Raw genomic sequence first — 21439 nt, forward strand, 5'->3', positions numbered from 1 at the left:
GCGGAGCCTGTGGACAACCGCGAGGGCCGCCCCGCGCGAACGCGGGACGGCCCTCGAAAAGACGTGCTCAGACAGCCCGTGACGGATTCATACGATGATCAGCCACCCGGTCCGCCGAACAGTCCGCCACCGCCGCCGCCCGGCGGGCGCTTGTTCCCGCTCGGCGACGGCGACTCGCCCGGATCCCCGGCGCCACCGTTGCCTCCGGGACCGCCCGAAGCGCCCCCGTCCTTGCCACCGGGGCCGCCGTTGTTCCCACCGTTGCCGCCGATCCGGCACTTGAAGTCGAACGGCCCGCAGGACCCGCTCGGGGAGGGGGAGGCGGACGGGGACTTCGACGGCGTCGCCGACGGCGAGACCGGGGCCGAGGGGGTCGTGGCCGGCACGGGGGTGGGGGAGGGACTGGCCCCGTCCCCGAACACCTTCTGCCCGATCGGCTGCGGCGGGTCGAACTGGAGCACCGGCTTGCCCTTGAGCGCTTCGGTCATGTAGTCCGCCCAGATCTCCGCCGGGAACGAGGCGCCGTGAATGGTGGGCTGGCCGCCCACACCGCGCATCGACAGGAACTCCTGGTTCTTGGCGTTGGGGTCGACACGGTACATGCCGATCGCCGTCGACAGCTGCGGGGTGTAGCCCGCGAACCAGGCGGAGCGGTTGCCGTCGGTCGTACCCGTCTTGCCCGCCACCGGGCGGTCACCGAGCTTGGCCTTGGTGCCGGTGCCCGACTCCACGACGGTCTTGAGCACGTCGGTGACGTTGTTGGCGACGTTGGAGTCGAAGGCCTGGGCGCTCTTCTCCTCGTGCTCGTAGGCCGGCTTGCCGTCCTTCTCGACCTTCGTCACCGAGTAGGGGTCGACCTGCTTGCCGCTGGCCGCGAACGTCGCGTAGGCGCCGGCCAGCCGGATGGCGCTGGGCGCCGATGTGCCCAGCGAGAAGGTCGGGGTCAGCGAGGCGAGCTGGTCCTTGTCCAGGCCGGCCTTGAGCGCGGCCTCCTGCACCAGGTCGGTGCCCACGTCCATGCCGAGCTGGATGTAGGGGGTGTTCACCGAGAACTGCATGGCCGTGCGGAGGGTGACGAGACCCTTGTCCTCGTCACCGTCGTTCGGCTGGTGCCATTCCTTGCCGTCCTGGTCGTGCCAGACGGTGCCGTTGTAGGTCCGCAGGGTCACCTTGTTGTTGCCGTTGTAGACGCTCTCCGGCGAGACGAGGGTGCGCTGGCTGTCGCTCTGCTTCGGGCCGAGCGCCGGGTTGCGCTTGCCGTGCGTCATCGCCGCGGCCAGCACGAACGGCTTGAACGTCGAGCCGACCTGGACACCGGTGTAGTCGGCGTTGTTGGTGAAGTGCTCCAGCGCGTTCTCGCCGCCGTAGATGGCGACGATCTTGCCGGTCTTGGGCTCCACCGAGGCGCCGCCGAACTGGACGAACTGGTCGACGTCGCGCACCTTCGGCTTGATGTTCGCCTTGCGCACCTCCTCGACCGACTTCGACAGCGCGTCCACCTTGTCCCGGTCGAACGTCGTGTAGATCTGGTAGCCGCCCTTGTCCAGCTCCGCCTTGCTGATCTTGGAGTGGGCGACGATGTAGTTGTCGGCGAGGTCGGTGAGGTAGCCGATCTGGCCGGCGCGGTTGGTCGCGGGCTTCGGCTTCTGCACCTTGGGGAAGCCCGCCGCGACCCACTTGTCGCGGTCGGGGGCCTGCATGCGGCCGACCTGGACCTCGCGGTCGAGCGTCCACTTCCAGCGGTCGGTGGCACGCTTGAGGTTCTTCTCCGGCGTCGCCGCCGGGCCCTGGCCGCCGTACGGGTCGTAGAGGTTCGGGCCGTTCAGGGTGGCGGACAGGAACGCGCTCTCGCTGGGCGTCAGGTCCGCGCAGTCCTTGTCGAAGTACGCCCGCGCCGCGGCCTGGATGCCGTAGGCGCCGCGCCCGTAGTAGGCCGTGTTGAGGTAGCCGGCCAGGATGTCCTTCTTGTCCTGGGTGGCTCCGACCTTGACCGAGATGAGCAGCTCGGTGATCTTGCGCTTGAGCGTCTGCTCCTGGCTCAGATAGGTGTTCTTCACGAACTGCTGGGTGATGGTCGAGCCGCTCTGCGTCTCACCGCCCTGCGCCATCTTCACGACGGCTCGGGCGATACCCATGGGGTCGACGCCCATGTCCTGCTCGAAGCTGGCGTTCTCCGCGGAGATCACCGCGTTCTGCATGGCGAGGGGGATCTGGGAGATCGGCACGATCTGGCGGTTGAGACTGCCGCCGCCCGCGACGACCATCTGTTTGCCGTCGGCCCAGTAATAAACGTTCTTCTGGACCACGGCGGCCTTCTGCGCGCTCGGCACCTGCACCACCGCGAGCGCGATCCCGACGCTGCCGAGGATCAGGCCCACGAACGAGACGATCAGACCCGCGGTGAGCTTCCAGGAAGGCAGCCAGCGCCGGAACCCGGTCTTGCCCGCACGCGGGTAGTCGATGAGCCGCTTGGCGCCGGACCGGCCGCCGTCCCGGCGTCCGCGCCCCCCGGGCCCCTGCTCGGGGGGGCGTCTGCGCCCGCCCGGCCCGCCGGCGCCGCCGGGCGGGGCACCGCGACGGGCCCCCGGCCGGCTGCCGTGCGGAGGCTCACCGCGGCCGGAGCCGGGCGGGGCCGAGTGGGTGGATGGTGCTGCGCGACGGCCTGGCGTCGGCTGCTGGGCCGCGCGACGGGCCGCGGCTCGTCCGCCGCCCTGAGGCTGCGGCGGCTTGCGGCGGTGCTCGCTCATCGAACGAATACTCCTCGGGCAGGCGCTATCGCCTGACAGCGGCAGGGTGGCTTGCGTTCCCCCCGACGTGCGACCTCCATGCCCCCCTGACCGGTGGGCCGCACTGCGTACAGGTCCAGGACGTCTGTGGGCGTCACCCGGTTCCCTGTGGTCTGCATGGCGCACAGACTACGCACGGCCAAATCCAGCCCACTGCGGATGTTCACTCCAAATCAGGCCGCTTGTGTCCCACGAATCAGTGATGTGACCTCGTTCACCGTGCCCCCCCTTGTCGTTGGTGATCGTCCGTTCTATCGTCTGGATGTATCGAGTCGATACATCAGCTCGCCATAAGGGACCAATAAGGATTTAGGGATCACAAGGAACTAGGCTGTGGGCGACAAGGAGGCGACATATGAGCAGACGCTCCGGCATCCTCGAGTTCGCCGTCCTCGGCCTGCTCCGCGAAGCCCCGATGCACGGCTACGAGCTGCGCAAGAGGCTCAACACCTCGCTCGGGGTGTTCCGCGCGTTCAGCTACGGCTCCCTGTATCCCTGCCTGAAGTCCCTCGTGGCGAACGGCTGGCTGATCGAGGAACCCGGAAGCTCCCCGGAGGACGCCCGCGCGGCGTCACTGGCCGGACGACGGGCGAAGATCGTCTACCGCCTCACGGCGGAGGGCAAGGAGCACTTCGAGGAGCTCCTCGCCCACACCGGCCCGGACGCGTGGGAGGACGAGCATTTCGCCGCCCGCTTCGCGTTCTTCGGGCAGACCTCGCGGGATGTACGGATGCGGGTGCTGGAAGGCCGCCGCAGCCGGCTGGAGGAGCGTCTCGAGAAGATGCGCGCCTCCCTGGCCCGTACGCGGGAACGGCTGGACGACTACACCCTCGAGCTGCAGCGCCACGGCATGGAGTCCGTGGAGCGCGAGGTTCGCTGGCTGAACGAGCTGATCGAGAGCGAGCGGGCCGGGCGTGACAAACGCCCCGGCCCGGATCAGTGAGCTCTGCACCCGCAGAGCTACGTCGAGTACAAACAGGGAGCAACCGGAATGGGTTCGGTTCGCGTAGCGATCGTCGGTGTGGGCAACTGCGCCGCCTCGCTGGTGCAGGGCGTCGAGTACTACAAGGACGCCGACCCGAACGGCCGCGTGCCGGGTCTGATGCACGTGCAGTTCGGCGACTACCACGTGCGTGACGTCGAGTTCGTGGCCGCTTTCGACGTCGACGCGAAGAAGGTCGGGCTGGACCTCGCCGACGCCATCGGCGCCAGCGAGAACAACACCATCAAGATCTGCGACGTGCCGCCCACCGGCGTCACCGTCCAGCGCGGCCACACCCTCGACGGCCTGGGCAAGTACTACCGCCAGACCATCGAGGAGTCCGCCGAGGCCCCCGTCGACGTCGTCCAGGTCCTCAAGGACAAGCAGGTCGACGTCCTGGTCTGCTACCTGCCGGTCGGCTCCGAGGACGCCGCCAAGTTCTACGCCCAGTGCGCCATCGACGCCAAGGTCGGCTTCGTCAACGCCCTCCCGGTCTTCATCGCCGGCACCAAGGAGTGGGCGGACAAGTTCACCGAGGCGGGCGTCCCGATCGTCGGCGACGACATCAAGTCCCAGGTCGGCGCCACCATCACCCACCGCGTGATGGCCAAGCTGTTCGAGGACCGCGGCGTCATCCTCGACCGCACGATGCAGCTGAACGTCGGCGGCAACATGGACTTCAAGAACATGCTCGAGCGCGAGCGCCTGGAGTCCAAGAAGATCTCCAAGACGCAGGCCGTCACCTCCCAGATCCCCGACCGCGACCTGGGCGAGAAGAACGTCCACATCGGCCCCTCGGACTACGTGGCCTGGCTGGACGACCGCAAGTGGGCCTACGTGCGCCTCGAGGGCCGCGCGTTCGGTGACGTTCCGCTGAACCTGGAGTACAAGCTCGAGGTCTGGGACTCCCCGAACTCCGCCGGTGTCATCATCGACGCCCTGCGCGCCGCGAAGATCGCCAAGGACCGGGGCATCGGTGGCCCGATCCTCTCCGCCTCCTCGTACTTCATGAAGTCGCCGCCGGTGCAGTACTTCGACGACGAGGCCCGCGAGAACGTCGAGAAGTTCATCAAGGGCGAGGTCGAGCGCTAAAGGCGCCGACCGGGCACCGCACACGGGCCCGCTCCGCTCGACCGCAGGTCCCCGGGTAATCCGCCCGGGGACCTGTGCGTTGTGTGAGGCTGTGGACCATGCCCGTTGTGCGTGATCTTCGCGTCCTGCTCCAGTTGGGCGATTTCCGCCGGCTGTTGGCAGTACGGCTGCTCTCCCAGGCGGCCGACGGCGTCTACCAGGTCGCGCTCGCCGCGTACGTCGTCTTCTCCCCCGAGAAGCAGACCTCCCCCGCCGCCATCGCCTCGGCCATGGCCGTGCTCCTGCTCCCCTATTCGCTGCTGGGCCCCTTCGCCGGCGTCCTGCTCGACCGCTGGAGCCGCCGCCAGGTACTGCTCCACGGCAATCTCCTCCGCGCCGCGCTGGCCACGGTGACCGCCCTGCTCATCGTCGGCGGGGTGCCCGACCGGCTCTTCTACGCCTCCGCGCTCTCCGTCACCGCCGTCAACCGCTTCGTCCTCGCCGGCCTCTCGGCGTCCCTGCCACGCGTCGTCGACTCCCCCGAGCGCCTGGTCATGGCCAACGCCCTCGCCCCGACCGCCGGTACGCTCGCGGCGACCGCGGGCGGCGGCCTCGCCTTCGCCGTCCGGCTCGCCCCTCCGGAGGGCACCGCCGACGACGCGTCGGTCGTCCTCCTCGGTGCCGTCCTCTATCTCTGCGCCGCGCTCTGCTCGTTGCGCATGCCCATCGGCCTGCTGGGGCCGGACGCCTCGGCGCCCCGGGTCCGGCTGCGCACGGCGCTGGCCGTCTCCGCCCGGGGCCTGGTCGACGGGCTCCGCCATCTGAACGAGCGACGCGTGGCCGCCCGGGCCCTGGCGGCGATGGCGCTGCTGCGCTTCTGCTACGGCGCGCTGACGGTGATGCTGCTGATGCTCTGCCGGTACGCCTGGTCCGGGGGCGGTCCCGGCGGTCTGGTCCTGCTCGGCTACGCCGTGGTCGCCTCGGGGGCCGGCTTCTTCGCCGCGGCCGTCATCACCCCGTGGGCGGTCGGCCGGGTGGGGCGGCTGGGCTGGCTGGTGAGCTGCGCCGCGGCCGCGGCGGTCCTGGAACCCGCGCTCGGCCTGCCCTTCGAGCTCGCTCCCATGCTGATCGCCGCCTTCGTCCTGGGGCTCACCACCCAGAGCGCCAAGATCGTCACGGACACGGTGGTCCAGGCGTCGGTCGACGACGCCTTCCGGGGGAGGGTCTTCTCCCTCTACGACGTCCTCTTCAACGTCGCCTTCGTGGGCGCGGCGGCGGTGGCCGCGCTGGTGCTGCCACCGGACGGACGGTCGCCCGCGCTGGTGATCGGGGTGGCCCTCATCTACGCGGCGATTGCTTCTGCTTTGGCTGGATTTCGTCGCAGCTAACTATTACATCAAGGCCACAGCATGCCGCTGAACTGCGGGAATGTCATGGACACGGGATAACTTACGGGCGGCGTCCGCCGACCGAAAACCACCGTTCCCGAAGGGGTCTCCGTGACCACTCCGCCGCCCCACCAGAACCCGTACGGCCCGCAGGGCGGTGCCCCCTACGGCCAGCAGCCGCCCGCGCCCTATGGTCAGCCGGGCCCGTACGGCCAGCAGCCCGGCCAGCCGGCGCCCCCGCCGTACGGTCAGCAGCCGGGCGGTTGGGGTGGCGCGCCGACGCCTCCGCCGGCCCCCTCCAGGGGCAAGAAGATCGGCAAGAAGATCGGGAGCATCGTTCTCAGCGTCCTGGTCCTCACGGGCATCTACATCGCCAAGGACATGATCACGAGCGACGACACCACCGTGCTGGAGGTCGGCGACTGCCTTCAGAACAAGGGCACGAACTCCAAGCCGGACATCAAGAAGGTCGACTGCACCGACAGCAAGGCCAGCCACAAGGTGCTCAAGAAGGTCGACGGCTCCACGCTGTACACCCTCGCCTGCAACAACGTCGAGGGCACCACGGCGGCACTCACCTGGGAGGAGCGCGCCGACAAGTTCACGCTCTGCCTGGGCGACAACAAGAAGTAGCGGGCGGCTCGGCCCGGATATGAGCAGGGGCGGTGTTTCACGTGAAACACCGCCCCTGCTCACGTTTCACGTGAAACATCAGCCCTGGTTCTGGGTCGTCCACCACTCCTTGAGCGCGGCCACGGCGGCCTCCCGCTCCATGGGGCCGTGCTCCAGGCGCAGCTCCAGCATGTGCTTGTAGGCCTGCCCGATCTGCGGGCCGGGGCCGATGGACAGGATCTCCATGATCTCGTTGCCGTCGAGGTCCGGCCGGATCGCGTCCAGCTCCTCCTGCTCCTGGAGCCGGGCGATGCGCTCCTCAAGCCCGTCGTAGGCGCGCGAGAGGGCGTTGGCCTTTCGCTTGTTGCGGGTGGTGCAGTCGGACCGCGTCAGCTTGTGGAGGCGGTCCAGCAGCGGCCCGGCGTCACGGACATAGCGGCGGACGGCCGAGTCGGTCCACTCCCCGGTGCCGTAGCCGTGGAAGCGCAGGTGGAGCTCGACCAGCTTCGAGACGTCCTTGACCAGGTCGTTGGAGTACTTGAGCTTGGTCATCCGGGCCTTGGTCATCTTCGCGCCCACCACCTCGTGGTGGTGGAAGGAGACCCGGCCGTCCTTCTCGAAGCGACGCGTCTTCGGCTTGCCGATGTCGTGGAGCAGCGCCGCCAGGCGCAGGACCAGGTCGGGGCCGCCCCCCGGCTGGTCACGGGGCGCCTCCAGGGCCATGGCCTGCTCCAGGACGATGAGCGTGTGCTCGTAGACGTCCTTGTGGCGGTGGTGCTCGTCGCGCTCCAGGCGCAGCGCCGGGAGCTCGGGGAGGACCAGGGCGGCGAGCCCGGTCTCCGTGAGCAGGGTGAGGCCCTTGCGGGGGTGGCTGGAAAGGATCAGCTTGTTCAGCTCGTCCCGGATCCGCTCGGCCGAGACGATCTCCAGGCGGTCCGCCATCCCGGTCATGGCCGCCACCACCTCGGGCGCGACCTCGAAGTCCAGCTGGGCGGCGAAGCGGGCGGCCCGCATCATGCGCAGCGGGTCGTCGGAGAAGGACTCCTCGGGGGTCCCGGGGGTGCGCAGAACGCGCGCGGCCAGGTCCTCCAGGCCGTTGTGCGGGTCGATGAACTCCTTCTCCGGCAGCGCCACGGCCATGGCGTTGACGGTGAAGTCGCGACGGACCAGGTCCTCCTCGATGGAGTCGCCGTAGGAGACCTCGGGCTTCCGGGAGGTCCGGTCGTACGCTTCCGAGCGGTATGTGGTGACCTCGATGTCGAAGTCCGACTTGCGGCAACCCACGGTGCCGAAGGCGATGCCGACCTCCCAGACCGCGTCGGCCCACGGCCGGACGATCTTCAGCACGTCCTGGGGACGGGCGTCGGTGGTGAAGTCCAGGTCGTTGCCGAGACGGCCGAGCAACGCGTCCCGTACCGATCCGCCGACCAGGGCGAGCGTGAAGCCTGCCTCCTTGAAACGGCGGGCGAGATCGTCGGCTACGGGGGAGACCCGCAGGAGCTCGCTCACGGCACGGCGCTGCGCCTGGCTGAGCTCGGTCGTCGACGGCGGGGTGTGGCTGTCATTGTTGGCGTTCGGCACAACAGAAGAGGGTACGTGTCCGGGCGCGCCGAAGCCTCCCGGTTGTCGGACGCTCTATGACACCTCTCACAAAGCAGGCGGAGCCTGGACAACGGACCCCGTGGCGATCTTGTAGTGCGGTCCGCAGCACTTCGTCACAGCGGGCCTCGTTACCATTCGTGGACGCACCATCCGACGACCACCGACGAAGACGAGGGACGGGCGAGCGCGTGGCCGAGGCGGCAGAGGTCCAAGGGGCCTTCGAGGGGACATCGCCCGCTCCTGCCTGCCGGTGGTTCCGGCGCACCGCTCTGCTGCTGGCCGGCGTGCTGCTGGTCGTGGGGCTGGGGCAGCTGCCGCAGGCGCCGGCGGCGCGGGCCGAATCGGCGAGCTCGGCGAGCGCCCGGTCCGTCGACGTCTCTCTCGACACCGTGACGCCCGTCGCGCCCAAGCAGGACGACACGCTCACCGTCTCGGGCCGGGTCACCAACAACACGAAGTCGACGATCACCGGTGCCCATGTGGCGCTGCGGGTGGGCCCGCAGATCACCACGCGCAGCGACATCGACGACATCGGCGTCCGGGCGCCCTTCTCGCCGGGCTCCGACGGCCCGGAGGTGGGCGGCAACCACGCCCAGAAGATCGACAGCCTGCCGCCGGGTGTCAGCCGCGACTTCACCATGACCGTTCCGGTGAAGGACATGGAGCTGGGCAAGGACGGCGTCTACCAGCTCGGCGTCACCCTCTCGGGGCAGTCCGGCGGGCAGTCCGAGCAGGTACTGGGCATCCAGCGCACCCTGCTGCCCTGGCAGCCCTCGACGACCGACGCGAAGAAGACCCGGCTGACCTTCCTGTGGCCGCTGGTCTCCGCGACGCACCTCACCGCCCGGACGGTCTCCGACCAGCAGCAGACGCCGGTCTTCCCCAATGACGACCTGGCCGCCGAGCTGGCGCCGGGGGGACGGCTCCAGCAGCTCGTGGCGCTGGGCAAGAGCCTGCCGGTCACCTGGGTGATCGACCCGGATCTGCTCGCCACGGTCGAGGCGATGACGAAGAGCTACCGGATCGGCGGGCCGGGCGACCAGAACCCCGCGCCCGGCCGGGGCCAGGCGGTGGCCAAGCAGTGGCTCAACCAGCTCCAGGAGGCCGTCGCGGACCACCAGGTCGTGGCGCTGCCGTTCGGCGACCCCGACCTCGCCTCGCTCGCCCACCGGGGCAAGGACGTCCCCGGGGCGCTCAGCCACCTCCAGTCGGCCACGGAGCTCGCCTCGACGACCGTGGAGACGATCCTCGGGGTGAAGCCGCGCACCGACTTCGCCTGGCCCGTCGACGGCGCCGTGGACTCCTCCATCGTGGACGTGGCCACCTCGGCCGGCGCCCACAATGTGATCGCCCGCAGCGACAGCGTCCGCGAGACCGGCGGCTCCTCGTACGCGCCCACCGCGGCCCGGCAGATCGGCGGCGGCAACACGGCGATCGTGGCGGACGCCCGGCTCTCGACCGCCTTCGACGGCGAGATGATCAAGGCCAATGACTCCTCGCTGGCCGTCCAGCGCTTCCTCGCCCAGAGCCTCATGGTGAACAAGCAGGCTCCCGAGAACGAGCGCAGCATCGTGGTCGCGCCGCAGCGCATGCCCACGACGAGCCAGGCCCAGGCGATGGCGACGGCCCTCAAGGGCCTGACGGACGGCCGCTGGACCCAGCCGGCCGACCTCGGGGACGCGGCCAAGGCCCAGCCCGACCCGGCGGCCAACCAGCACATCCCCGGCTCGGGCTCGTATCCGGACTCGCTGCGCGCGCGGGAACTGCCCACCGAGGCGTTCGAGGCGATCCAGCGGACCCAGAGCTCCCTGGACAGCTTCAAGGTCATCCTGACCTCCCAGGACCGCGTGGTCACCCCCTTCGGCAGCGCGATCATGCGGGAGATGTCCACCTCGTGGCGGGGCGACCCCAAGGGCGGGGAGACGTTCCGGGACGCGGTGCAGTCGTATCTGGACCAGCTCATCCGGCAGGTCCATCTGATCGCGAAGTCCGACGCGACCCTCTCCGGGCGCAGCGCCACCATCCCGGTGACCGTGCAGAACGGCCTGCTCCAGGGGGTGCGGGGACTCAAGCTCGTCCTCACCTCCAGCCAGCCCAACCGCCTCAAGATCGACGCTCCCCAGCCGGTGGAGGTCGGGGGCGGGCGCCAGCAGTCCGTGAAGTTCGAGACGCGGGCCAACGCCAACGGTCCGGTGAAGGTGAAGGCCCAGCTCTACGCCGAGGACGGTCAGACGTACGGCGATCCGATCTACTTCACTGTGCATGTCACGTCCATCACCCCTATGGTTCTGCTCGTCATCGCCGGTGGGGTCCTCCTCCTGGTCCTCGCGGGACTGCGTATCTACCTCCAGCGCAAGCGGGCCGCCGCCCGTAAGGCCGCGGGGGGCGGGCCCGACGGCGCGGACGGCGGAGACCCGGGCGACAGTGGTGGCCCCGGAGACGACAAGCCGGAGCAGCCGGGTGATCCGGCGGCGGAAACCGGAGCGCGGAGCGGTGACCCGTCCGGCTCAGGTGAGAAAGTGGAACGTTGACGTTTTATGGGGCCGGCAGGCCGCGGACGATGAGGTGGGGTAGCGATGAGCGCGCCGTACGACGGTGACCGCGGTCAGGGCACCGGGGGCGAGCAGCGGGGACAGTACCCGCCGCCGCCCCCGCCTGCCCCGGCCCCTGCCGCCGCGGACCAGCCGCATCAGGGCCCGTACGCCCGGGACCCGTACCTCCGGGACGCCTACGCGTCGGACCCGTACGCCGCGCCGCAGTCCGGCGGCTACCAGCAGCCGCCGGCGCCGCCGCGCGGGCCCGACACCCGGGCCTGGGCCCCGGCCCAGGCGCAGCAGCCCCCGGCGCCGGCCGGCCCGTACGAGGAGCAGGACGCGACCCAGGTCATCGGCGTGGGCGGCTTCGGCGAGCAGCCGCAGCGGGACGCCTTCGCGCACCTCTACCGCGATCAGCAGCAGCCGTACGAGCCCCAGCGCCCGGACGGCCGCCCGATCCCGGCTCCCGGCCAGTACGGATCGGCTCCCGGGCAGTTCGGCTCGACCCCCGGCCAGTACGGCTCCCCCGTGCCACAGCCCCCGCAGCCTCCGGTGGTCCCGCCCGCGGCCGAGCCCGAGCCGGCGGACGCGGCGCCCGCGGCCAAGGGCGGCGGCAAGGCGTCCGGCCTGCTGAAGTCCAGCGCGCTGATGGCGGCGGGCACGCTCGTCTCCCGCGTCCTGGGCTTCGCCAGGAACCTCGTCATGGCGGCCGCCATCGGCGTCAGCACCCTCAGCGACGGCTACCAGGTCGCCAACACGCTGCCGACGATGATCTACATCCTGGTCGGCGGTGGCGCTCTCAACGCCGTCTTCATCCCGCAGCTGGTGCGCGCGATGAAGAACGACGAGGACGGCGGTGAGGCCTACGCCAACCGCCTGCTGACCCTCGTCGTCGTCCTGATGGCCGGTGTCACCACGGTCTGTGTGCTGGGCGCCCCGCTCTTCATCCAGATGATGTCGCCGGACATCGCGTCCGACGCGGACCGGATGGACGTGGCGGTCGCGTTCGCCCGCTACTGCCTGCCGACCATGTTCTTCATGGGCGTGCACGTCGTCCTGGGCCAGATCCTCAACGCACGGGGCCGCTTCGGAGCGATGATGTGGACCCCGGTCCTCAACAACATCATCATCATCGCCACCTTCGGCTCCTTCATCTGGGCCTTCGGTCCCTTCACCCAGAGCGGCGTGACCTCCTCCACCATCACGCCCGAGGGCATCCGCCTGCTCGGCATCGGCACCCTGCTGGGCCTCGTCGTCCAGGCGCTGGCCATGCTGCCCTACCTCCGCGACGCGGGCTTCCGCGTCCGGCCCCGGTTCGACTGGCGCGGACAGGGGCTCGGCAAGGCCGCCGGGCTCGCGAAGTGGACGTTCTTCTTCGTGCTGGCCAACCAGCTCGGCCTGGTCGTCGTCACCCAGCTCGCCACCCGGGCCGGCAGCCTGGCCACCAAGGCCGGCCACGAGGGCACCGGTATCACCGCCTACAACTACGCCCTCCAGCTCTGGCAGATGCCGCAGGCCATCATCACCGTCTCGGTGATGACCGCCGTCCTGCCCCGGATCTCCCGCGCCGCCCACGACGGGGACGTCTCGGCGGTCCGCGACGACCTCTCCCACGGCCTGCGGACGTCCGCCGTGGCGATCGTGCCGTGCGCCTTCGCCTTCCTGGCGCTGGGCGTCCCCATGTCGACCCTGATGTTCGGCAGCGGTTCCGGCGGCGCGGCCGCCACCAACATCGGCTACATCCTCATGGCCTTCGGCCTCGGCCTCATCCCGTACTCCGCCCAGTACGTCATCCTGCGCGGCTTCTACGCCTACGAGGACACCCGCACCCCCTTCTACAACACGGTGATCGTCGCCGCCGTCAACGCCGCTTTCTCCGGACTGAGCTTCCTGCTCCTGCCGTCCCGCTGGGCCGTCGCCGGCATGGCCTTCTCCTACGGCCTGGGCTACGCCGTCGGTGTCGGGGTCGCCTGGCGCCGTCTGCGCACCCGCCTCGGCGGCGACCTCGACGGCGCGCACGTCGTCCGCACCTACGCCAGGCTGATCGGCGCCTGTGTCCCGGCAGCCCTGGTCGGTGGCGCCGCCGCGTACGGAATCGGTCAGGTTCTGGGCAACGGTGTTCCCGGTTCGCTCGGCTCCCTGGTCGGCGGCGGACTGGTACTGATCGCCGTCTTCTACATCGCGGCGAAGCGGATGCGCATCGAGGAGCTGACCGCCATGGTCGGTATGGTTCGCGGCCGGCTCGGTCGCTGACCGGAGCACAACCATCGCCCGCCGCCGCGTGTCGTGCATAGCGCCGGACTGTGGGCACAATTGTCTTGGCTGTGGACAGCGTCCAACGGATGGGGAGGCAGGAGCGACGGTGGCGGAACGGAGCACGGCTGCCGTCGACGTGGCTGACAACAACGGCGACCAGCCGCTGACCGCCCAGGCGGACCAGGCCACGACCGACGGGGCGAAGACCGCGAAGAAGGTCGGCACCCACAAGGACATCCAGCGCGCGGAGAGCGAAAGCCCCGCGCGCGACGCGCAACCGCCCGAGCTGCACAGCGGCCACAAGCTCGCCAGAAGGTACCGCCTGGAGGAGTGCGTCACCCGTCTGGAGGGATTCAGCAGCTGGCGTGCCGTCGACGAGAAGCTCCGCCGCGCGGTGGGCGTCCACCTCCTGCCCGCCGACCACCCACGCGCCCGTCCCGTCCTGGCCGCCGCCCGCTCCGCGGCGCTCCTCGGCGACCCGCGCTTCGTCCAGGTCCTCGACGCCGTCGAGGAGAACGACCTCGTCTACGTGGTCCACGAGTGGCTGCCCGACGCGACCGAGCTGACCCCCGTCCTCACCTCCGGCCCGCTCGAGCCGCACGACGCGTACCAGCTCGTCAGCCAGGTCTCCCAGGCCATGGCCGCCGCCCACCGCGAGGGCCTGGCCCATCTGCGCCTCAACCCCGGCTCGGTGCTGCGCACCGAGACCGGCCAGTACCGCATCCGCGGGCTCGCCGTCATGGCGGCTCTGCGGGGGATCACCTCCGAGCACCCCCAGCGCACGGACACCGAGGCCATCGGCGCCCTGCTGTACGCGGCCCTCACCCAGCGCTGGCCGTACGAGACCAACGCCCACGGCCTCTCGGGGCTGCCCAAGGGCGTCGGCCTGATCGCCCCCGACCAGGTCCGGGCCGGGGTGCACCGTGGCCTCTCCGAGCTGGCCATGCGCGCGCTCGTCAACGACGGGGCCACCGCCTCCCGGCAGGAGCAGCCCTGCACCACCCCGGAGGAGCTGGCCAAGGCCGTCGCCGCGATGCCGCGCATCCGGCCGCCGGAGCCGGCGTACCCCACGCCGGTGGCCTACTCCCGCCCGCACACCGCGTCGCGCAACGGCGGCCCCGTCCAGCCCGTTCCGGTGCCCCCGCCGGCTCCGCTCGAGGGACGCACCGGCCGGGCCCTGAAGTGGACGGTCTCGGCACTGCTCATCGCCGCGCTGGGCCTCGGCAGCTGGCAGCTCGCGGACACCCTGCTCAAGGACGGCGAGACGGACACCCCGCGCTCCCAGTCCTCGGGGGACGACCTCCCCAAGAAGACGCCCCAGCCGATCCGGATCGCGGATGCCAAGGAGTACGCGCCGGACGGCAGCCCCCAGGCCGGCGACGTGCACAGCACCTACAACGGGGACAAGAGTTCCCCGTGGCATTCCCGCTCGTTCAAGGACGGGCCGAAGCTCCAGATCAAGCCCGGCATCGGGATCGTCTACGACCTCGGGTCCAGCCAGAAGCTCAGCACCGCCTCGGTGGACATGCGCTACGGCGGCGACCACACCACCCTGTCCTTCTACGCGACCGACTCGCTGTCGCCCTCGGTCCCGCCGAGCTCCATGAAGGCGTTGTCGACGACGAAGACCTCCGGGAAGGCGGTCCACGTCTCCTTCAAGGACGCCCCGGAGACCCGCTACATCCTGCTGTGGATCACCGCGGTGCCCTATTCCGGGTATGACTCCACGACCTTCAGCAACGCCGGCTACAAGCAGGCCATCAACGAGGTGAAGTTCACCGGCTGAGGCGGTACCGCACCGCTCAAGGGGAGGGCTCGACGGTGGACGACGTCACACATGGCGGCGCGAGCGACGCCGAGCTGCTCGCCCTCCACATCGACGGCGACCCCGACGCCTTCGGAGAGATAGTGCGGCGCCACCGTGACCGGCTCTGGGCGGTGGCGCTCCGGACGCTCGGCGACAGGGAAGAGGCCGCGGACGCCGTGCAGGACGCACTGGTCTCCGCCTACCGGGCCGCCCACACCTTCCGCGGCCAGTCGGCCGTCACCACTTGGCTCCACCGCATCACCGTGAACGCCTGTCTGGACCGGGCCCGCAAGGCCGCCTCCCGACGCACCGATCCGCTCGCGGAGACCGAGCGCCTCGAGCAGCTCCTCGAACCCCATGAGTCCGCCGCCGCGCCGGCCGAGCGCGGGGATCTCCACCGGGAGCTGATCCAGGCCCTGGCCAAACTGCCCCCGGACCAGCGGGCCGCCCTGGTCCTCGTCGACATGCAGGGCTATCCGGTCGCCGAGGCGGCCAGGGTCCTGGACGTTCCCGCCGGCACGGTGAAGAGCAGATGTGCCCGGGGACGGGCACGGCTGCTGCCGATGCTCACCCATCTGCGCCCGGACGGCAGGGGTAGCCCCGCCTCCGACCGGGAAAGGAACCGGTCGCAGGGCACGTCCGTCCCACCACCGGCGGGGCAGAGCGACACAGATCCAGTGAAGGGCGGAGGTGGGCGAGCGTGACTTCGAGGACCGGCACGGATGGGCACCCGGAGGTCGCGGAGATCTCCGCACTCACCGAAGGTGTGCTCTCTCCCGCGCGGACGACGGACATCCGGGAGCATCTCGCGAACTGCGCGCTGTGCGAGGACGTACGGAGCTCCCTGGACGAGATCCGTGGACTGCTCGGCACTCTGCCCGGCCCCACGCGCATGCCGGTGGATGTCGCCGAGCGCATCGACGCCGCGCTCGCGGCCGAGGCCCTGCTGAGCGCCACCGCCCCCGAGACGGGTACCGGCGTCTCGCGGGAGAGCGGTGTTTCACGTGAAACGGGGACCGGGACGCCGACCATGGAGTCTCCGGCACTCGCGGACGCCGCTGTTTCACGTGAAACCGGTGGCGCCGACCGTCCTGCGGGCCGTCCCCATGCCACGACGGGTCCCAAGCGGCGCGACTCCGCGTCGGGCCCGGGCACCCGGCGCGTCCGGCGCTGGCCCCGGGCACTGCTCGGCACCGCCTGTGCCGCCGCCGTCATCGGGGTGGGCAGCTTCCTCCTCCAGTCCGGTGGCAGCGGCGACACCCACGCCGACGGTCCCCGGACGGAGGGGATCTCTGCCTCGGACCGGGCGACCGGAGATCTCACGGCACGGGTCCAGGCCCTGCTGAAGTCCGCGAAGGGTCCCGAGGTCCAGGGCATGACCCCGCGGACCGCTCCCGAGAAGACGCTGAGCGACTCGGGCGTCACCGCCCCCGCCTGTGTGCGGGAGGGCATCAAGCGCCCGGAGCAGGCGCTGGCCACCCGCCAGGAGACCTTCGGTGGTGAGGACGCCTATCTGATCGTCCTGCCGCATCCCGGCGACGCCGCCCGCGTCGACGCGTATATGGTGTCCGCCACCTGTGGCTCGGCCACGTCCCCCGCCCCCGGGAAGGTGCTGAGCACCCAGACCGTGCCGCGTGGCTGAGCCGCCGCGCCCGCGCTGTCGTACCTGCCGGGAATGCTCGCCCCGTAGGATCCGTTGGGTGGGGTGAGACCCAGCAAGGTTCCAGACAGCTGTCGGCAGACAAGGAAGACACCCGTGAGCGACGTCCGCAACGTGATCATCATTGGCTCCGGGCCCGCGGGCTATACGGCCGCGCTCTACACCGCCCGTGCCTCCCTGAAGCCGCTGGTCTTCGAGGGCGCGGTGACCGCCGGTGGTGCGCTGATGAACACCACCGACGTGGAGAACTTCCCCGGCTTCCGCGAGGGGATCATGGGCCCTGATCTGATGGACAACATGCGGGCCCAGGCCGAGCGCTTCGGCGCCGAGCTCATCCCGGACGACGTCGTGGCCGTCGACCTCAGCGACGAGATCAAGACCGTCACGGACTCCGCCGGTACCGTCCACCGCGCCAAGGCCGTGATCGTCACCACCGGCTCCCAGCACCGCAAGCTCGGTCTGCCCCGCGAGGACGAGCTCTCCGGCCGCGGCGTCTCCTGGTGCGCCACCTGTGACGGCTTCTTCTTCAAGGACCAGGACATCGCCGTCATCGGCGGCGGCGACACCGCGATGGAGGAGGCCACCTTCCTCTCGCGCTTCGCCAAGTCCGTCACCGTCGTCCACCGCCGTGACGCCCTGCGCGCCAGCAAGGCGATGCAGGAGCGGGCCTTCGCCGACCCGAAGATCTCCTTCGTCTGGGACAGCGAGGTCGCCGAGATCCACGGCGAGAACAAGCTCTCCGGCCTCACCCTCCGCAACGTCCAGACCGGTGAGACCTCCGAGCTGCCGGTGACCGGCCTGTTCATCGCCATCGGTCACGACCCGCGCACCGAGCTGTTCAAGGGCCAGCTGGAGCTGGACGACGAGGGCTACCTCAAGGTCGCCGCCCCCTCCACCCGCACCAGCGCCACCGGTGTCTTCGGCGCCGGCGACGTCGTCGACCACACCTACCGCCAGGCGATCACCGCCGCCGGCACGGGCTGCTCCGCCGCCCTCGACGCCGAGCGCTACCTGGCCGCGCTCGGCGACGGCGAGAACGTCCGCGAGCCCGAGCAGTCCGCCGCCGTCTGACCTTCACCTCCTTCCCCCACGCACAGAAGACTCAAGGAGACATCTCAATGGCTCTCAAGGCCGTCACCGACGCGTCCTTCGACGAGGACGTCATCAAGAGCGACAAGCCCGTCCTGGTGGACTTCTGGGCCGAGTGGTGCGGCCCGTGCCGCCAGATCGCCCCAGCCCTGGAGGCGATCGCCGCCGAGCACGGCGAGAAGATCGAGATCGTCAAGCTGAACATCGACGAGAACCCGACCACGGCCGCCAAGTACGGTGTGATGTCCATCCCGACGCTCAACGTCTACAAGGGCGGCGAGGTCGTGCAGACGATCGTCGGCGCCAAGCCGAAGGCCGCGCTGGAGCGCGAGCTCACGGACTTCATCCACGCGTAAGCGAAGCCGAAAGAAGCGGCGCGCGGTTTCACGTTTCACGTGAAACCGCGCGCCGCTTTCTCGTTCACAGCGGCCGTAGCGCGGGCTCCTTCTGGACGGCTCCGAGGAGCCGGTCCAGGGCCAGCTCGACGTCCTCCTTCCAGGAGAGCGCCGAACGCAGCTCCAGCCGCAGCCGGGGGTAGCGGGGGTGCGGGCGTACGGTCTTGAAGCCGACGGCCAGCAGATGGTCGGCGGGCAGCACACACGCCGGCTCCTGCCACCGGGCGTCGCCGAAGGCCTCGATCGCCTTGAAGCCCCTCCGCAGGACGTCCTTGGCGACGGTCTGCACCATGACCCGGCCCAACCCCTGCCCCTGGTAGGCGGGCATCAGCCAAGCCGTCATCAGCTGGACGGCGTCCGCGGCGACCGGACTGGTGGGGAAAGCGGTCGAGCGGGGGACATAGGCGGGGGGAGCGTAGAGCACAAAGCCCACCGGGATCTCGTCGACATAGACCACCCGGCCGCAGGATCCCCACTCCAGCAGCACCGCGGAGATCCATGCCTCCTTCTCCAGCTCGGGGCGCCCGGCCCTCAGCGCGGCTTCACCACTGACGGGGTCCAGCTCCCAGAAAACACAGGCGCGGCAACGCTTGGGCAGGTCCGGGAGGTTGTCCAGCGTGAGCGGTACGAGCCGACGCCCCATGCGGTCAGTTCCTCACTTCCGTCGCGTGCCACGCTCCGGGCGGTGGCCAGGACGCTCCGCTCCCGAAGCAGGCCGCCGACGAATCCGCCGACCGCCCCCAGGCCCAAGCCCGCTGCCACCAGTCCGGTCCGGCTCACCGTTCGCATGGCCCCGCCCCTCCGTGAACCGCGTCCAACGTGGATGTGCCACACCTCAACGCATCGTATCCACAGGCCGATTGTGCCGATAGCTTGACAGGGCAAAGGGCGGGTCGTGTTCCACGCAAAAGAGTTCCACGTGAAACACGGCCCGCCCTCAAGGTGAGCGCCGGAGAAACCCGACGGGCCCGATGCCGTCCAGGGGCTACGCGTCGGCGTTCCGCTCCTCGTCGGTGGCGAGCGGCTGCTCCAGCACCCGGCCCTCACCGGGAGCGAGCGTGCCCAGGATCCGCTCAAGATCCTCCATCGAGGCGAACTCGACGACGATCTTGCCCTTCTTCTGGCCGAGGTCGACCTTCACCCTCGTCTCGAAGCGGTCCGACAGCCGCGAGGCCAGATCGGTCAGCGCCGGGGCGACACGGGCGCCGGCCCGGGGGCCCTTGCCCTTCACCGGCTTCTTCGACCGCGACTTCATCAGCGTCACGATCTCCTCGACCGAACGCACCGACAGCCCCTCGGCCACGATGCGATAGGCGAGCTTCTCCTGCTCCTCCGCGTCCTCGACGGAGAGGAGGGCCCGGGCATGGCCAGCGGAGAGCACACCGGCGGCGACCCGCTTCTGCACGGTCGGCGACAGCTTCAGCAGCCGCAGGGTATTGGAGACCTGGGGGCGCGAGCGCCCGATACGGTCCGCCAGCTCGTCATGGGTGCAGCTGAAGTCCTTGAGCAGCTGGTCATAGGCCGCCGCCTCCTCCAGCGGGTTCAGCTGAGCCCGGTGGAGGTTCTCCAGGAGCGCGTCCAGCAGCAGCTTCTCGTCATCGGTGGCCCGGACGATGGCGGGGATCCGCTCCAGCCCGGCCTCCCGGCACGCCCGCCAGCGGCGCTCGCCCATGATGAGCTCGAAGCGCTCCGGGCCCAGCTGCCGCACCACGACGGGCTGGAGCAGCCCGACCTCACGGATGGAGGTCACCAGCTCGGCGAGGGCGTCCTCGTCGAACACCTCCCTGGGCTGCCGGGGGTTGGGCGTGATGGCATCCAGCGGGAGCTCGGCGAAGTGGGCGCCGGCCACCTGGCCGTCTTCACCCTCGGCACCCGGACCGGCTACGGGCGCGGCCTCGGTTTCACGTGAAACGGAGTCCGCCGAGCCGAAGTCGCGCCGGGAGTCCCGGGGCGTCCCGATCTCCTCCAGGGGAAGGGCGGCGACCTTCGCCGCGGCGACCCCCCGCTCGGCCGTCAGCACCGGCACCGCGGTCGGGGACGTCGCGCCGGGTCCGACCGCCGGTCCGCTCTGGTCCGCTGCCTTCGGCGCCGGCGGGATCAGCGCACCGAGCCCCCGGCCCAGTCCTCTACGTCGCTCACTCACTGAAGCCCCTCCGACATGCTGTGCTGATCTTGCTGTTGCTGACGGCCCACGATATGAGCCCTGCTGCCGTCGTACCGCACCCCGATCCCCCGTAGCGCGATCTCCCGGGCCGCCTCCAGATACGACAGCGCGCCACTGGAGCCCGGGTCGTAGGTGAGGACCGTCTGCCCATAGCTGGGCGCCTCGGAGATACGCACCGAGCGCGGAATGCTGGTCCGCAGCACCTCATGCCCGAAGTGGCTGCGCACTTCCTCCGCCACCTGGGAGGCGAGCCGGGTCCGGCCGTCGTACATCGTCAGCAGGATCGTCGACACATGGAGCTTGGGGTTCAGATGCCCCCGCACCAGCTCCACATTGCGCAGCAGCTGCCCCAGACCCTCCAGCGCGTAGTACTCGCACTGGATGGGGATCAGCACCTCCGCGCCCGCGACCAGGGCGTTGACCGTCAGCAGACCGAGCGACGGCGGGCAGTCGATGAGGATGTAGTCCAGCGGCTGCTCATAGGACTTGATCGCCCGGTCCAGCCGGCTCTCCCGGGCCACCAGGGAGACCAGCTCGATCTCGGCACCGGCCAGATCGATCGTGGCGGGGGCGCAGAAGAGGCCCTCCACATCCACGACCGGCTGGACGACCTCAGAGAGCTGCTTGTTGTCCACGAGGACGTCATAGATCGACGGGACATCGGCATGGTGGTCGATGCCCAGCGCGGTCGAGGCGTTCCCCTGTGGGTCGAGGTCGATGACCAGCACCCGGTTGCCATGGAGCGCCAGCGAGGCCGCCAGGTTCACGGTGGTCGTGGTCTTACCGACCCCGCCCTTCTGGTTGGCCACCACCATCACTCGGGTCTGCTCCGGCCTCGGCATGGGAGGCGGCGGCGTTTCCCGTGAAACAAGCTCACCCATGGGCAGGGGGCCGGGAGCGGCCATCGATTCGGAGTCGGAGGGGCGGGGACCGGGGACCGGGTCGGTCATCGGCCCCGCGATATTGGCGTCGGACCGCAAGGATTCACTCTCCTCGACATCGGGCTCGCGATGGACAGAGCCTGCCATGCTTTCGGTGTCGTGAACCAGCGAGGCCCGTTCTCCTGTGGATGAATCCCATGGACCTGTGGACG

General features: G+C 70.2%; 16 protein-coding genes. 11 read left to right on the top strand and 5 right to left on the bottom strand.

Annotation, left to right across the window (positions count from 1 at the left end; genetic code table 11):
- Positions 1-98: 98 nt before the first annotated feature.
- Entirely contained in the window at positions 99-2747 is a 2649-nt protein-coding gene (locus IE096_RS25225; RefSeq protein ID WP_189455506.1) for a transglycosylase domain-containing protein, read from the bottom strand.
- A gap of 394 nt (positions 2748-3141) precedes the next feature.
- On the opposite strand from IE096_RS25225, the gene IE096_RS25230 reads away from it, so the two are divergent.
- The 4 genes from IE096_RS25230 (at position 3142) to IE096_RS25245 (ending at position 6860) form a co-directional block, all read left to right on the top strand.
- On the top strand, positions 3142-3729 hold the full coding sequence (locus IE096_RS25230) for a PadR family transcriptional regulator (protein ID WP_126915051.1): 588 nt from the start codon (positions 3142-3144) through the stop codon (positions 3727-3729).
- Between the two features lie 48 nt (positions 3730-3777).
- Positions 3778-4860 (top strand): inositol-3-phosphate synthase, encoded by a 1083-nt coding sequence (locus IE096_RS25235; RefSeq protein ID WP_189455507.1) that lies wholly within the window; start codon positions 3778-3780, stop codon positions 4858-4860.
- 98 nt (positions 4861-4958) lie between these two features.
- The gene (locus tag IE096_RS25240) at positions 4959-6227 is read left to right on the top strand and encodes an MFS transporter (RefSeq protein WP_189455508.1); all 1269 of its coding nucleotides are present in this window, start codon (positions 4959-4961) and stop codon (positions 6225-6227) included.
- Positions 6228-6338: 111 nt separating this feature from the next.
- A complete protein-coding gene (locus IE096_RS25245; protein WP_189455509.1) occupies positions 6339-6860 on the top strand; it encodes an LppU/SCO3897 family protein in 522 nt (173 codons plus the stop codon).
- 78 nt (positions 6861-6938) lie between these two features.
- On the opposite strand, the gene IE096_RS25250 is transcribed toward IE096_RS25245, so the two are convergent.
- Positions 6939-8420, bottom strand: coding sequence for a CCA tRNA nucleotidyltransferase (locus tag IE096_RS25250; RefSeq protein WP_189455510.1), 1482 nt, complete (start codon positions 8418-8420; stop codon positions 6939-6941).
- A 209-nt stretch (positions 8421-8629) separates the two neighbouring features.
- On the opposite strand from IE096_RS25250, the gene IE096_RS25255 reads away from it, so the two are divergent.
- The 7 genes from IE096_RS25255 to trxA all read left to right on the top strand — a co-directional run bounded on the left by IE096_RS25255 (position 8630) and on the right by trxA (position 18143).
- Positions 8630-10972, top strand: coding sequence for a DUF6049 family protein (locus IE096_RS25255; protein WP_189455512.1), 2343 nt, complete (start codon positions 8630-8632; stop codon positions 10970-10972).
- A 45-nt stretch (positions 10973-11017) separates the two neighbouring features.
- Complete coding sequence (murJ, locus tag IE096_RS25260) at positions 11018-13228, top strand: murein biosynthesis integral membrane protein MurJ (protein WP_189455514.1); 2211 nt, start codon at positions 11018-11020, stop codon at positions 13226-13228.
- Positions 13229-13337: 109 nt separating this feature from the next.
- A complete protein-coding gene (locus IE096_RS25265) occupies positions 13338-15017 on the top strand; it encodes a protein kinase family protein (RefSeq protein ID WP_189455516.1) in 1680 nt (559 codons plus the stop codon).
- A gap of 35 nt (positions 15018-15052) precedes the next feature.
- Positions 15053-15742, top strand: coding sequence for an RNA polymerase sigma factor SigM (gene sigM, locus IE096_RS25270; RefSeq protein WP_189455518.1), 690 nt, complete (start codon positions 15053-15055; stop codon positions 15740-15742).
- Entirely contained in the window at positions 15739-16680 is a 942-nt protein-coding gene (locus IE096_RS25275; protein ID WP_189455520.1) for an RsmA family anti-sigma factor, read from the top strand. Before sigM ends, IE096_RS25275 begins: the two co-directional genes overlap by 4 nt.
- Positions 16681-16794: 114 nt before the next feature.
- Positions 16795-17769 (top strand): thioredoxin-disulfide reductase, encoded by a 975-nt coding sequence (gene trxB / locus IE096_RS25280; protein WP_189455522.1) that lies wholly within the window; start codon positions 16795-16797, stop codon positions 17767-17769.
- 47 nt (positions 17770-17816) lie between these two features.
- On the top strand, positions 17817-18143 hold the full coding sequence (trxA, locus tag IE096_RS25285) for a thioredoxin (RefSeq protein WP_189455524.1): 327 nt from the start codon (positions 17817-17819) through the stop codon (positions 18141-18143).
- Positions 18144-18207: 64 nt separating this feature from the next.
- Here trxA and IE096_RS25290 read toward each other — a convergent pair whose 3' ends face one another.
- The 3 genes from IE096_RS25290 to IE096_RS25300 all read right to left on the bottom strand — a co-directional run bounded on the left by IE096_RS25290 (position 18208) and on the right by IE096_RS25300 (position 21374).
- Positions 18208-18825 carry a GNAT family N-acetyltransferase gene (locus tag IE096_RS25290; RefSeq protein WP_189455526.1) on the bottom strand — a complete coding sequence of 206 codons (618 nt, stop codon included), beginning with the start codon at positions 18823-18825 and terminating at the stop codon, positions 18208-18210.
- Between the two features lie 342 nt (positions 18826-19167).
- Positions 19168-20325, bottom strand: a complete 1158-nt coding sequence (locus IE096_RS25295; protein WP_189455528.1) for a ParB/RepB/Spo0J family partition protein — start codon at positions 20323-20325, stop codon at positions 19168-19170.
- Positions 20322-21374, bottom strand: coding sequence for a ParA family protein (locus tag IE096_RS25300; RefSeq protein ID WP_189455530.1), 1053 nt, complete (start codon positions 21372-21374; stop codon positions 20322-20324). Before IE096_RS25300 ends, IE096_RS25295 begins: the two co-directional genes overlap by 4 nt.
- Positions 21375-21439 lie beyond the last annotated feature (65 nt).

The sequence above is a fragment of the Streptomyces abikoensis genome, assembly GCF_014648775.1.
GTDB classification, from domain to species: domain Bacteria; phylum Actinomycetota; class Actinomycetes; order Streptomycetales; family Streptomycetaceae; genus Streptomyces; species Streptomyces abikoensis.

Bases quoted from the DNA above. Each gene is read 5' to 3' on its own strand.
- IE096_RS25225 (WP_189455506.1), bottom strand. From the start codon at position 2,747: ATGAGCGAGCACCGCCGCAAGCCGCCGCAGCCTCAGGGCGGCGGACGA.
- IE096_RS25230 (WP_126915051.1), top strand. From the start codon at position 3,142: ATGAGCAGACGCTCCGGCATCCTCGAGTTCGCCGTCCTCGGCCTGCTC.
- IE096_RS25235 (WP_189455507.1), top strand. From the start codon at position 3,778: ATGGGTTCGGTTCGCGTAGCGATCGTCGGTGTGGGCAACTGCGCCGCC.
- IE096_RS25240 (WP_189455508.1), top strand. From the start codon at position 4,959: ATGCCCGTTGTGCGTGATCTTCGCGTCCTGCTCCAGTTGGGCGATTTC.
- murJ (WP_189455514.1), top strand. From the start codon at position 11,018: ATGAGCGCGCCGTACGACGGTGACCGCGGTCAGGGCACCGGGGGCGAG.
- trxA (WP_189455524.1), top strand. From the start codon at position 17,817: ATGGCTCTCAAGGCCGTCACCGACGCGTCCTTCGACGAGGACGTCATC.
- IE096_RS25290 (WP_189455526.1), bottom strand. From the start codon at position 18,825: ATGGGGCGTCGGCTCGTACCGCTCACGCTGGACAACCTCCCGGACCTG.
- IE096_RS25300 (WP_189455530.1), bottom strand. From the start codon at position 21,374: ATGGCAGGCTCTGTCCATCGCGAGCCCGATGTCGAGGAGAGTGAATCC.